This window comes from Ralstonia sp. SET104 (assembly GCF_003851545.1).
Classification (GTDB): Bacteria; Pseudomonadota; Gammaproteobacteria; order Burkholderiales; family Burkholderiaceae; genus Ralstonia.
The window spans coordinates 100,362-112,771 of record NZ_BHVX01000007.1; the positions used below are offsets into that span (position 1 = coordinate 100,362).

A 12,410-nucleotide genomic window follows, 5' to 3' on the forward strand; every position below is an offset into this window, starting at 1 on the left:
GCGTTCAGGCGGCGCCGTCGTCTGCGCCGCCGCTCAATGCAGGGATGGTGTCCGCCTTGTCCTGCGCGGCTTCCTGGGCTTTCCGGCGCCGCTTTCGTGCCGGCGAGCCCGCAATCCACAGGAAGAGCGACAGCGGCGCCACGCCGTAGAAAACGAATGTGCCGATGCCGGCAATCCAAGATTGCTCAGTCAAGGACATCATCAGCACGACGTACAGCCAGGCGATGGCGACGATATACATGGAAAAAGGCGGTGCCCGGCGTTGGCGCAATGCAGCAGTCTCGCACGAAATTGCGCAGATTGGACCATAGCCCTGGCACCGCGCTTAGCCATTCGGTGGGCGTCATTCTTGGGCGGATGGCGCAAAACCCCCGCCGGGACAGCGTTTGCGGCCGATCATCAGGTAACTCCGATTGACAGCTTTGAAACGGCAAGGCAACAATGCCCCGCAATACTACGAGTTGCGCCGCCATTCCAACCGGAGCGGCGCATATCGTCGCATCGAGGGCACTATGGCATCGCGTCAATCGACATCATCCAAAGCATCTAGCGCCCACACTCAAGCTCCCTGGCAGGGCTTGTCGGACCCTACGCAGTGGGCGGAGCAGTTCAAGCAATGGCAAGCCTTTGCGGGCGCCTTCGCACAACCCGGTGCCGCAGCGCCCGGTCTTGGCCAGTTCAACGGCGCAGCGATGGGCGAGGGCACAGTTCCCTTCGCGCTGATCCCACCAGAGCGGCTGGCTGAAATCCAGCAGAGATACCTTGAAGAGTGGCTCCAGATCTGGCGCCAAATGAGCACCGGCGAAAGCGCCGAGGCCGTGGCCCCGTCCGATCGTCGTTTCTCGAACGACGCCTGGCGCAAGAGCCCACTCTACGGCTACGCCGCCGCGTTCTACGTGCTCAACGCCCGTACGCTGATGGAAATGGCCGATGCCGTGCAGGCCGATGCCAAGACCCGCGAGCGCGTGCGCTTTGCCGTGTCGCAATGGACGGCTGCCATGTCACCGTCCAACTTTCTTGCGACCAACCCGGAGGCGCAGAAGCATCTGATTGAATCGCGTGGCGAATCCCTGCGCACCGGCATCCTCAACATGCTGCAGGACATGGAGCGGGGCAAGATCTCGCAGACGGACGAAACGGCGTTCGAGATCGGCCGCAATGTCGCCAACAGCGAAGGCGCGGTCGTCTTCGAGAACGACTACTTCCAGCTTCTGCAGTACAAGCCGCTGACGGCCAAGGTGCATGCACGGCCGCTGCTGCTGGTGCCGCCGTGCATCAACAAGTACTACATCCTCGACCTGCAGCCCGCTAATTCGCTGGTGCGCTACGCGGTAGAGCAGGGCAACACGGTGTTCCTGGTGTCGTGGCGCAACCCGGATGCAAGCATGGCGTCCCGCACGTGGGACGACTACATCGAGGGCGGCGCGATCGAGGCCATCCGCGTGGCGCGCGAGATTTCTGCGCAAGACCAGATCAACGTGCTGGGCTTTTGCGTGGGCGGTACGATCCTCTCGACTGCACTGGCAGTGCTGGCCGAACGCGGCGAGCATCCGGCTTCGAGCCTGACGCTGCTGACCACGCTGCTCGACTTTACCGATACGGGCATTCTCGACGTCTTCGTCGATCAAGCCCAGGTGGAAATGCGTGAGCAGACCATCGGCAACAATGCGCCGACTGGCCCGGGTCTGCTGCGCGGCGTGGAGCTGGCGAACACGTTCTCGTTCCTGCGCCCGAACGATCTGGTCTGGAATTACGTTGTCGAGAACTACCTGAAAGGTAAGACGCCCGCGCCGTTCGACTTGCTGTACTGGAACGGAGATTCCACCAACCTGCCGGGCCCGTGGTACTGCTGGTATTTGCGTCATACGTATCTGCAGAACGACTTGAAGACACCGGGCAAGCTGAAGGTGAACGGCACGCCGGTGGATCTTGGCAAGATCGATGTGCCGGTCTACATCTATGGCTCGCGCGAAGACCATATCGTCCCGTGGAAATCGGCTTATGGCTCGGTGCCGCTGCTCAAGGGCAAACGGCGTTTCGTGCTGGGTGCCTCGGGGCATATCGCCGGCGTGATCAACCCGCCGGCGGCCAACAAGCGCTCGCACTGGATCAACGCAAAGCTGCCCGACACCGCCGATGCATGGTTCGAGGGCGCCAAGGAGCATCCGGGCAGTTGGTGGCCGGACTGGTCGGCTTGGCTGGCGTCCCACGCTGGCGCGCAGAAGGCTGCGCCCAAGGGTTACGGCAATGCGGACTATCCGGATATCGAGCCGGCGCCTGGCCGCTACGTCAAACAGAAAGCGTAAGATCGCGCGCATGAACCCCGTTGCCGTCGCGGCTCCGGCCGCTGGCGGCGTCTAACGACCCTCTCTTTCGACAGTGGAAGGTAAGCAAATGACCGATGTTGTGATCGTATCGGCGGTACGCACCGCCGTAGGCAAGTTTGGTGGCTCGCTGGCGAAGATTGCCGCGCCTGACCTGGGTGCGGCCGTTATTCGCGAAGCGCTGGCGCGCGCCAAGGTGGCACCGGATCAGGTGAGTGAAGTCATCATGGGCCAGGTGCTGACGGCGGGCTCGGGCCAGAACCCGGCGCGCCAGTCCGTCATCAAGGCTGGGCTGCCCAACATGGTGCCTGGCTTGACCATCAACAAGGTGTGCGGCTCGGGCCTGAAGGCCGTGATGCTGGCCGCTAACGCCATCATCGCGGGCGATGCGGAGATCGTCGTGGCCGGCGGTCAGGAGAACATGTCCGCTGCGCCGCACGTCCTGCCGGGCTCGCGCGACGGCTTTCGCATGGGTGACGCCAAGCTCATCGACTCGATGATTGTTGATGGCCTGTGGGATGTCTACAACCAGTACCACATGGGCATCACAGCCGAGAATGTGGCCAAGGAATACGGCATCACCCGTGAAGCTCAGGATGCGTTTGCTGTGGCTTCGCAGAACAAGGCAGAAGCTGCGCAGAAGTCCGGTCGCTTCAATGACGAAATCGTTCCGATCATGATTCCGCAGCGCAAGGGTGACCCGATTGCCTTCGCGCAGGACGAGTTTGTGCGCCATGGTGCCACGCTCGATTCGATGGCCGGCCTGAAGCCTGCCTTCGACAAGGCCGGTACCGTGACGGCTGCCAACGCCTCGGGCCTGAACGATGGTGCGGCCGCTGTCGTGGTGATGTCGGCTGCCAAGGCCAAGGAACTGGGACTGACGCCGCTGGCAACGATTCGCGCATACGCAAGCGCTGGTCTGGACCCGAAGGTGATGGGTATGGGGCCGGTACCGGCATCTCAGCGCTGCTTGTCGCGCGCTGGCTGGTCGGTGAATGATCTGGACCTGATGGAGATCAACGAGGCGTTTGCCGCTCAGGCGCTGGCCGTGCACCAACAGATGGGCTGGGATACGGCAAAGGTCAACGTCAACGGCGGTGCGATTGCGATTGGTCACCCGATCGGCGCGTCGGGCTGCCGTATCCTGGTCACGCTGCTGCACGAAATGCAGAAGCGCGATGCGAAGAAGGGTCTGGCCTCGCTGTGTATCGGCGGCGGTATGGGCGTGGCGCTGGCGGTTGAGCGCTCGTAAGCTTTTTGCAGTGGGATTGTGGCGCATGCGGCGGAACGAAAGCCGCATGCGCCAATTCGAGATACCTGAGCATTTGCTGCTCGGCAAGAGGCTGGGCGGTTCTAACAACAAGGACTAGGAGTGGACATGACCAAACGCATCGCATACGTCACCGGAGGCATGGGCGGCATCGGAACGGCGATTTGCCAGCGCTTGGCGCGCGACGGTTTCACCGTTGTCGCGGGCTGCGGACCGAACTCGCCGCGCAAGGCGAAATGGCTCGAACAGCAAAAGGCGCTCGGTTTCGATTTCGTGCCATCCGAGGGCAACGTCGGTGATTGGGAATCGACCAAGGCTGCGTTCGACAAGGTCAAGGCCGAAGTGGGTGAGGTTGATGTTCTCATCAACAACGCCGGCATCACGCGCGACGTGGTGTTCCGCAAGATGACTCGCGCCGACTGGGATGCGGTGATCGACACCAACTTGACGTCGCTGTTCAACGTGACCAAGCAGGTCATTGATGGAATGGCGGACCGCGGTTGGGGCCGCATCATCAATATCTCGTCGGTGAACGGGCAGAAGGGTCAGTTTGGCCAGACCAACTACTCGACGGCCAAGGCTGGCTTGCATGGCTTCACGATGGCGCTTGCGCAGGAAGTGGCCACGAAGGGCGTGACGGTCAATACCGTGTCGCCGGGTTATATCGCCACCGATATGGTGAAAGCGATTCGTCAGGATGTGCTCGACAAGATCGTCGGCACGATTCCGGTCAAGCGCCTGGGTGAACCGACCGAAATCGCCTCGATCTGCGCATGGCTGGCATCAGAAGAGTCGGGCTTCTCCACCGGCGCTGACTTCTCCCTCAACGGCGGCCTGCACATGGGCTGACGCGCCAATGCCCATGCTGCGGTGATGCTGCAGCATGGGCGCAGCATTTTTCCCTGATCTGCCCTGCATGCTGCAATGCTCAATTGCATTGCAGCAGGCTTTTTGCGTTTTTTTTCGGCAACTGTCCGAGTGCATGAGCCGTATCAAAATGCTGCGGGTTTTTACCGGGGGGAGCCGCCTTTTCTTTGCAGGGCGATCCGCATAGAATCCAGTCACGGAGGCGCTCCGCAGGGAGACACGGGGCGTCCGATCATAACCGGATGCATCTGCGCTGCTCTTAAAAGCAGCATTCGCGCGCAGATCGGAATAGCCAGGCAACCGCGTATTTTGCTGCATCGCTCGATGCAGTCATTTCGCACTGCATCGGCTGCACCGCAGCAGCATCGCCAACACGGAAAGGCACGATGGCCACCAGCAAGAAGGGCACCGAACGGCTGATCAAGAAATATCCCAACCGCCGGCTCTACGATACTCAGACCAGTACGTACATCACGCTGGCAGACGTCAAGCAGCTTGTGATGGAAACCGAGGAATTTCGCGTCGTTGATGCGAAATCCGGTGAAGACCTGACCCGCAGCATCCTGCTGCAGATCATCCTGGAAGAGGAAACCGGTGGCGTGCCGATGTTCTCGGGCGCGATGCTTGCCCAGATCATCCGTTTCTATGGCAACGCCATGCAAGGCATGATGGGAACCTATCTGGAAAAGAACATCCAGGCGTTTGTCGACATCCAGAGCAAGCTGGCCGAGAACTCGAAGGATCTATACAGCGGCAACACCTTCAACCCTGACATGTGGTCGCAGTTTATGAATATGCAGGGGCCGATGATGCAGGGCATGATGAGCAACTATATCGAGCAGAGTAAAAATTTGTTCGTACAGATGCAGGAGCAGATGCAGAGCCAGGCCAAGAACATGTTCGGGACGTTTCCGTTCAACCAGCCGCCCGAGAAGAAGTAAGTAAGCTCGGTCGGCTCGCAAAACAAGGCGAATCGCATGGCGGTTCGCCTTTTTTGTTGGGCACGCGTGGGCGCGGACGGCAAGGTAAAATGCAGTCCCTTCAGGTGAGGCATGCGCCTCATCGACGATCACGATTCCCACTTCGGTCCCCCATGTTCGATGTCCGCCCCCGGCTTGCGTGCCGGTTGTCTTCCGTTTTCGCATGAGTCGCCTGTTGCTCGCCCCGATGGAAGGGGTTGCGGACTACGTCATGCGCGACGTGCTGACACAGGCGGGCGGCTACGACGGATGCGTCTCAGAATTCGTCCGCGTGACGGGCTCCTTGCTGCCGGCACGAACTTACGAGCGCGAGACGCCCGAGATCCGCAATGGCGGCTACACGGCCAGCGGCACGCCGATGACCATCCAGCTTCTCGGCAGCGATCCGGAGTGGCTTGCTCGCAATGCCGAGTACGCGGCAACCCTGACGCCGCATGGTATCGACCTCAACTTCGGTTGCCCGGCCAAGGTGGTGAATCGCCATGGTGGTGGTGCCATGCTGCTCGCCACGCCGGAAGTGCTGCACGACATCGTGCATGCGGTGCGGGCTGCGGTGCCGGCGCACATTTCGGTGACGGCCAAGATGCGGCTTGGCGTTTCCGATACTTCCCGAGCGATTGATTGCGCGACAGCGCTGGCCGAAGGCGGCGCGGAATCGCTCGTGGTGCACGCCCGCACGCGCGATCATGGTTACCGGCCTCCGGCCCATTGGGACTGGATTGCACGCATCGCTGACGCTGTCAACGTTCCCGTCACAGCCAACGGCGAAGTGTGGACCGTGGCCGATTGGGAGCGTTGCCGTGCCGTCAGCGGCTGTGATGACGTGATGATCGGGCGCGGCGCCGTGTCCGATCCGTTCCTGGCCCAGCGCATTCGCGGGCAGATGGATCAGGAGCCATCTGCGGCGGAATGGCCGATCGTGCTTGGCTATCTCGCGGATTATCTGAAGAAGCTGCATGCGCGCATCTCGGCCAAGCATGAGCATGGTCGCGTCAAGCTATGGCTCGGCTATCTGAAGCGAACGTGGCCGCAGGCTGCAGAGCTGCACGACGCGATCCGCCGGCTGCAGGATGCAATGGAAATCGAGCGCGTGATTGAACAGATGCAGCTTCGGCTTGGCCGCCCAGGCGCGGCGAATGGTTAAAATACGCAACCGCGCGGCACACCCTGTGTGCACGGCGCAATCCTCTCCCCACATCAGGTTGTTCCCATGTCCAACGTCAGTACCCAGAGCCCGAAAGTAGGCTTCGTTTCGCTTGGTTGCCCAAAGGCTTTGGTCGACTCCGAGCAGATCATTACCCAACTGCGCGCGGAGGGGTATGAGATATCCGGCACCTACGGCGGGGCGGACCTGGTGGTTGTGAACACCTGCGGCTTCATCGACGAGGCCGTGCAGGAAAGCCTGGATGCGATTGGCGAGGCACTTGCCGAGAACGGCAAGGTGATCGTGACCGGCTGCCTGGGCGCCAAGAAGGACGCTGCCGGCCAGGACATCATCACCAACGTGCACCCGAAAGTGCTGGCCGTGACCGGCCCCCACGCGCTGGGCGAAGTGATGGAAGCGGTGCACACGCACCTGCCCAAGCCGCACGATCCGTTCCTCGATCTGGTGCCGCCGCAGGGCATCAAGCTCACGCCCAAGCACTATGCGTATCTGAAAATTTCGGAGGGCTGCAACCACCGCTGCAGCTTCTGCATCATCCCGTCGATGCGCGGCGATCTCGTCTCGCGACCGGTGGCCGACGTGATGCTGGAGGCGGAAAATCTGCTGAAGGCCGGTGTGAAGGAGCTGTTGGTCATCTCGCAGGACACCAGCGCCTATGGCGTCGACGTCAAATTCCGCACCGGTTTCTGGAATGGCCGTCCGCTCAAGACGCGCATGACCGAGCTGGTGGCTGCGCTGGGCGAGCTTGCTTCGCAATATGGTGCTTGGGTGCGCCTGCATTACGTCTACCCGTACCCGAGTGTTGACGAGGTGATGCCCCTGATGGCCGAAGGCAAGGTGCTGCCATATCTGGACGTGCCGCTGCAGCATGCCCACCCGGATGTGCTCAAGCGTATGAAGCGCCCCGCCAATGCCGAAAAAACGCTCGACCGCATTCGCGCCTGGCGCGAGGTGTGCCCCGAATTGACCATTCGCAGCACGTTCATTGCCGGCTTCCCGGGTGAGACGGAGGAAGAGTTCCAAACGCTGCTCGACTTCATCGCCGAGGCCGAGTTGGATCGCGTGGGCTGCTTCGCGTACTCGCCGGTCGAAGGCGCAACCGCCAACGACCTGCCGGGCGCGCTGCCCGACGAGGTGCGCGAGGAGCGCCGCGCGCGCTTCATGGAAGTGGCCGAACGCGTGTCTGCGCGCCGCCTGCAACGCAAGGTTGGCAAATCGCTGCGCGTGCTGGTGGATGAGGTGAACCAGGATGGCGGTATTGGCCGCTCGTCGGCAGATGCGCCGGAGATCGACGGTCTGGTCTATATCGCGCCGCCGTCCAAGCCGTACAAGCGCTACAAGGCGGGCGATTTCGTGTCGGTCAAGATCGCCGGCGCGGACGGTCACGACCTGTGGGGCGAGGTTTGAGGCAGGTTGGTCGCCAAGACCCCTTAGGTAATCGCACCTAAAATTTGCGAACGGTCGTTCATTTATACTGGCCGCCATCCGATTTCTAACGATGGAGACAGCAATGGCACGTGAAGTGGTGGTGGTCAGCGGCGTTCGTACCGCAATCGGGACGTTTGGCGGCAGCCTCAAGGACGTGGCGCCGTGCGAACTGGGCGCGCTGGTCGTGCGCGAAGCGCTGGCCCGCGCCGGTGTGAAGGGCGAAGAGGTCGGCCACGTGGTGTTTGGTCATGTGATCAACACTGAGCCGCGCGACATGTATCTCTCGCGTGTGGCTGCCGTGAACGGCGGTGTGTCGGCCGAGACGCCCGCGTTCAACGTCAACCGCCTGTGCGGATCAGGGCTGCAGGCCGTGGTGAACGCCGCGCAGACCGTGCTGTTGGGGGACGCCGATATCGCCATCGCCGGCGGTGCAGAAAGCATGAGCCGCGCGCCGTACCTCGCGCCCGCTGCCCGCTGGGGCTCGCGTATGGGCGACGCCAAGATGGTCGATATGATGCTCGGCGCGCTGCACGACCCGTTCCACGCCATCCACATGGGTGTGACGGCGGAAAACGTCGCCAAGGAATTCGGCATCAGCCGTGAGCAGCAGGACCAGACTGCACTGGAATCGCACCAGCGTGCGTCGCGTGCGATCCAGGCCGGTTATTTCAAGGACCAGATCGTTCCGGTGACGATCAAATCGCGCAAGGGCGATATCCAGTTCGATACCGATGAGCACGTCCGCCATGACGCGACCATCGACGACATGACCAAGCTCAAACCCGTCTTCACGAAAGAAAACGGTACGGTCACGGCGGGCAATGCGTCAGGCTTGAATGATGCGGGCGCGGCGCTGGTTCTGATGGAGCGCTCTGTGGCCGAAATGCGTGGTCTCAAGCCACTGGCGCGCCTGGTGTCGTACGGCCATGCCGGCGTCGACCCGAAGATCATGGGCATCGGCCCGGTGCCGGCCACGCGCCGCGCGCTCGAGCGTGCAGGCTTGTCAGTCAACGATCTGGACGTGATCGAAGCCAACGAGGCATTTGCAGCCCAAGCCTGTGCGGTGACCAAGGAACTCGGCCTGGACCCCGCTAAGGTCAACCCGAACGGCTCGGGCATCTCGCTCGGCCACCCGATCGGTGCAACGGGTGCCGTGATTACGGTGAAGGCGCTGCACGAACTGCAGCGCATTGGTGGTCGCTATGCACTGGTGACCATGTGTATTGGTGGAGGACAAGGCATTGCGGCGGTGTTTGAACGCATCTGAACGCATTTTTTCGATTGGACGCCTGGTTGGGCCGTCGGCTGCGCTGATCGCGCTGCTGTTGGCCCTGGGCGTGGCGCCGGTGTCTGCTCAGACGCCGAGCGCCAACAACGGTTATGACGTGTCGACCGGCAGCACCAACGTGCAGCCGGGAGACCTCGGTCTGAACCGCGCTGTGGCTGATGGCGACAAGCGCCGCGCTCAAGCCCACAAGGCCGGCAACGGGTTCTCCGCCCAGACCGCGCCGCCCAATGTGCTGCAACCGCAGCCCGACTACGCGAAATACCCCGTCTATACCGGCGTGATCGGCGATATGCCGATCCACATGCGCCTTGGGCGCAAGACGGGTGAAATCGACAGCGTCCACGGCGAGTACGTTGCGGGCAACGCGTCTGGCGTACGTCTTGTGACGGGCGAATACGAAAACGGCGGCTTCCTGATGGAAGAGTCAGATGACGGCACGCACGTTACCGGCACCTGGGAAGGCTCCATCGACGCCCGCGGCATTGTGCGTGGCACGTGGACGGACGTGGCCCACGATGGGCATATGCTCCCTTTTGTGCTGAGGCCGGTCGCTGTGGTGGTGATCCCGCCGTACGATGCCGCAGCCAACAGCAATGCTGCTGCGCCCGCAACGCCGCTAGTTCCCGCCGCGCCGGGTCAGATTGCGCCACCACCGGGCAATCCAACACGATCAAGCGCGCACTGGTAAGCGGCTGAAAGCCGCTCATACGCGATCAACCAGGAAACCACGTGAACGACGACACCAAGCTCCCGCCCATGTTTCCCGCGACCCAGGCTGTGCATCCGGAGCTGCACATCCCACCGGGCTTTTTGGCGTTCTCGCATGCCACACATCGTGCGTCGACGGTTGTGTTCAAGAACCTCGCCGACATGCGCGCCTTCGGCAGTGGCAGCGTGGTGCACTGGCGCTACGGCCTGCATGCCACGCCTACGTCCGACACGCTGTGTCAGGCGTTGGCGCAGATTGAAGGCGGCTCGCATACGTTGCTGTTGCCCTCCGGGCTGGCGGCGATCTCGCTGGTGTACTTCACGCTTATCAAGTCTGGCGATGATGTGCTGGTTCCGGACAATGCCTACGGCCCGAACCGTGATCATGGCGAATGGATGGCGCGCCAGTTCGGGATCACCGTGCGCTACTACGACCCCATGATCGGCGCTGGCATCGCTGACTTGATCCGCCACAACACCAGGCTCGTGTGGCTCGAAGCACCGGGCTCGGTGACGATGGAAGTGCCGGATTGCGCGGCGATCGCCGAGGTGGCCCGCAAGGCCGGCGCCATCACTGCCATCGATAACACCTGGAGCGGCGGCGTGTACTACCAGCCGTTCGTGCATGGCATCGATATCTCCGTGCAGGCGCTGACCAAGTACCAATCCGGCGGCAGCGATGTGCTCATGGGCGCCGCCATCACCAACGATGAAGCACTGCACCATAAGCTGCTGGCCACGCGCATGCGCATGGGCTGGGGCGTATCTGCCGATGATTGCTATTTCGTGCTGCGCGGCTTGCCGAGCTTGCCAACACGCCTGGCGGCACACGATGCGCACGCACGCGAAGTCGCTGAATGGTTGGCTGACCGGCCCGAAGTTGTGCGCGTGCTGCACCCGGCGCTGCCCGAGTGTCCTGGCCATGAAAACTGGAAGCGCGACTTTGCCGGCGCGAGCGGATTGTTCTCGATCGTGCTGCACGAGCGTTACTCGCAGGCGCAGATCGATGCCTTTATCGAAGGCTTGCGCTACTTTGCGATCGGCTTTTCGTGGGGTGGGGCGCACAGCCTGGCACTGCCGTACAACATTCCGTCGATGCGCACGGCGACCGCCTGGCCGCCGGCCGGTTGGGAGAACACGGGCGGCTTTGTGCGGCTGTATATCGGGCTGGAAGATCCGCGGGATTTGATTGCGGATCTGAAGCAGGCGATGGAGACGCACCTGCGGGCTTGATCGTTCAGACTTTCAGGGCGGCGAAGCGGGGCGCAGAGATGCGCCCCGTTTGCATATCAGTGAGCGTTGCTACAGCGTTTCAAGCAGGCGTGCAATGGCTTCAGGCGAGGGCAACTGGCCCTGCAACTCCTTCGGCAGGCTTTTTGTGATGGCGTAGGTTGCTACGCCAATCGGCTTTCTTGCATCACGCAAGGCGTACTCAACGATGGTGCGCTTCTTTTCCTTGCACAGGATGATGCCGATGGATGGGTTCTCGTCGTCCTGGCGGACCTGTTCGTCCAATGCGGCCAGGTAGAACTGCATCTTGCCGATGAACTCAGGCTCGAACTTGCCGATTTTCAGTTCGATGGCTACCAGCGAGCGCAGGCGCCGGTGAAACAGCAGAAGGTCGATGAAGTATTCGTCACCATCCACCTCGAGCCGGTATTGGCTGCCGAGAAAGGCAAACATGCCGCCCATTGCGCGCAGGAAATCTTCAATGCGGGTGATTAGCGCGCGCTCAAGCTCACGTTCGCTGTGCTGGTCGCCCAGCTCGAGAAAGTCGAACACGTATTCATCCTTGACCGCCAGTTTGGCCTGCGCGCGCAATGCGGGCGTCAGAGCCTTGTCGAAATTGGTCTGGCCCAGGAGCGATTTCTGGTAAGTCTGGTTGTCGATCTGGTGCGCAAGTACGTTTTTTGACCAGCCGAACTTGCGCGTCATGCGCAGGTAGAACTCGCGTTCCTGGGCGTCTTTGCAGCGTTCAAGGATAAGCAGATTGTGGCTCCAGCCGATTTCTCGCACCAGCGGTGCGAGTTTTGCTGTGCCGCTGTAGGTCTCGAAGAAACCCTTCATCCGCCACAAGTTGGACGCTGAAAACCCGCCCGTGCCGGGGAAGCTCGCCTGCAGGTCTACGGCGAGTTGCTCTACGACGGCTTTTCCCCAACCCTCGGTTCGCTGCCGCGCCACGATCAGTCGCCCGATGTCCCAGTACAGGCCGACCAGTTCCTTGTTGACCGCCCGCAATGCCGCATACTGCGCGGCCTGAATGCGCGCCCTGACCTCGGTTAGCAGGGCCGCATAGTCGTGTGCTTCAACAGTTTCTCGCACCACCGGTGCGAGTTTCCTGCGGGTGGATTGAGTCGTTGCCATCGCTGCGCTTTCTCCT

Annotated in this window: 11 protein-coding genes; 9 read left to right on the forward strand and 2 right to left on the reverse strand. The window is 61.9% G+C overall.

What is annotated here, in order from left to right:
• Nucleotides 1-4: 4 nt before the first annotated feature.
• Complete coding sequence (locus PSUB009319_RS11075; RefSeq protein WP_124382280.1) at nucleotides 5-241, reverse strand: hypothetical protein; 237 nt, start codon at nucleotides 239-241, stop codon at nucleotides 5-7.
• A 271-nt stretch (nucleotides 242-512) separates the two neighbouring features.
• Between PSUB009319_RS11075 and phaC the strand changes: the two genes are divergently transcribed.
• The 9 genes from phaC (at nucleotide 513) to PSUB009319_RS11120 (ending at nucleotide 11,263) form a co-directional block, all read left to right on the forward strand.
• Nucleotides 513-2,306 carry a class I poly(R)-hydroxyalkanoic acid synthase gene (phaC, locus tag PSUB009319_RS11080; protein ID WP_124382281.1) on the forward strand — a complete coding sequence of 598 codons (1,794 nt, stop codon included), beginning with the start codon at nucleotides 513-515 and terminating at the stop codon, nucleotides 2,304-2,306.
• Nucleotides 2,307-2,394: 88 nt separating this feature from the next.
• Complete coding sequence (locus PSUB009319_RS11085) at nucleotides 2,395-3,576, forward strand: acetyl-CoA C-acetyltransferase (RefSeq protein ID WP_124382282.1); 1,182 nt, start codon at nucleotides 2,395-2,397, stop codon at nucleotides 3,574-3,576.
• A gap of 126 nt (nucleotides 3,577-3,702) precedes the next feature.
• Entirely contained in the window at nucleotides 3,703-4,443 is a 741-nt protein-coding gene (locus PSUB009319_RS11090; RefSeq protein WP_124382283.1) for a 3-ketoacyl-ACP reductase, read from the forward strand.
• A 404-nt stretch (nucleotides 4,444-4,847) separates the two neighbouring features.
• Nucleotides 4,848-5,402, forward strand: coding sequence for a polyhydroxyalkanoate synthesis repressor PhaR (gene phaR, locus PSUB009319_RS11095; RefSeq protein WP_004627096.1), 555 nt, complete (start codon nucleotides 4,848-4,850; stop codon nucleotides 5,400-5,402).
• Nucleotides 5,403-5,604: 202 nt separating this feature from the next.
• Entirely contained in the window at nucleotides 5,605-6,585 is a 981-nt protein-coding gene (locus PSUB009319_RS11100; RefSeq protein ID WP_124382284.1) for a tRNA-dihydrouridine synthase, read from the forward strand.
• 66 nt (nucleotides 6,586-6,651) lie between these two features.
• Nucleotides 6,652-8,013 (forward strand): 30S ribosomal protein S12 methylthiotransferase RimO, encoded by a 1,362-nt coding sequence (rimO, locus tag PSUB009319_RS11105; protein WP_124382285.1) that lies wholly within the window; start codon nucleotides 6,652-6,654, stop codon nucleotides 8,011-8,013.
• 103 nt (nucleotides 8,014-8,116) lie between these two features.
• Entirely contained in the window at nucleotides 8,117-9,301 is a 1,185-nt protein-coding gene (gene bktB, locus PSUB009319_RS11110; protein WP_124382286.1) for a beta-ketothiolase BktB, read from the forward strand.
• Nucleotides 9,276-10,010, forward strand: a complete 735-nt coding sequence (locus PSUB009319_RS11115; protein WP_124382287.1) for a hypothetical protein — start codon at nucleotides 9,276-9,278, stop codon at nucleotides 10,008-10,010. The genes bktB and PSUB009319_RS11115 overlap by 26 nt, the downstream gene beginning before the upstream one ends.
• Nucleotides 10,011-10,051: 41 nt before the next feature.
• Nucleotides 10,052-11,263 (forward strand): cystathionine beta-lyase, encoded by a 1,212-nt coding sequence (locus PSUB009319_RS11120; RefSeq protein WP_124382288.1) that lies wholly within the window; start codon nucleotides 10,052-10,054, stop codon nucleotides 11,261-11,263.
• A 69-nt stretch (nucleotides 11,264-11,332) separates the two neighbouring features.
• Here PSUB009319_RS11120 and PSUB009319_RS11125 read toward each other — a convergent pair whose 3' ends face one another.
• Nucleotides 11,333-12,394: a YhcG family protein gene (locus tag PSUB009319_RS11125; RefSeq protein ID WP_124382289.1), complete on the reverse strand. Its 1,062-nt coding sequence runs from the start codon at nucleotides 12,392-12,394 to the stop codon at nucleotides 11,333-11,335.
• Nucleotides 12,395-12,410: the final 16 nt, after the last annotated feature.

Excerpts from the sequence above, each read along its gene's own strand:
- PSUB009319_RS11075 (WP_124382280.1), bottom strand. The coding sequence starts at position 241 with ATGTATATCGTCGCCATCGCCTGGCTGTACGTCGTGCTGATGATGTCC.
- phaC (WP_124382281.1), top strand. The coding sequence starts at position 513 with ATGGCATCGCGTCAATCGACATCATCCAAAGCATCTAGCGCCCACACT.
- PSUB009319_RS11085 (WP_124382282.1), top strand. The coding sequence starts at position 2,395 with ATGACCGATGTTGTGATCGTATCGGCGGTACGCACCGCCGTAGGCAAG.
- PSUB009319_RS11090 (WP_124382283.1), top strand. The coding sequence starts at position 3,703 with ATGACCAAACGCATCGCATACGTCACCGGAGGCATGGGCGGCATCGGA.
- phaR (WP_004627096.1), top strand. The coding sequence starts at position 4,848 with ATGGCCACCAGCAAGAAGGGCACCGAACGGCTGATCAAGAAATATCCC.
- PSUB009319_RS11100 (WP_124382284.1), top strand. The coding sequence starts at position 5,605 with ATGAGTCGCCTGTTGCTCGCCCCGATGGAAGGGGTTGCGGACTACGTC.
- rimO (WP_124382285.1), top strand. The coding sequence starts at position 6,652 with ATGTCCAACGTCAGTACCCAGAGCCCGAAAGTAGGCTTCGTTTCGCTT.
- bktB (WP_124382286.1), top strand. The coding sequence starts at position 8,117 with ATGGCACGTGAAGTGGTGGTGGTCAGCGGCGTTCGTACCGCAATCGGG.
- PSUB009319_RS11125 (WP_124382289.1), bottom strand. The coding sequence starts at position 12,394 with ATGGCAACGACTCAATCCACCCGCAGGAAACTCGCACCGGTGGTGCGA.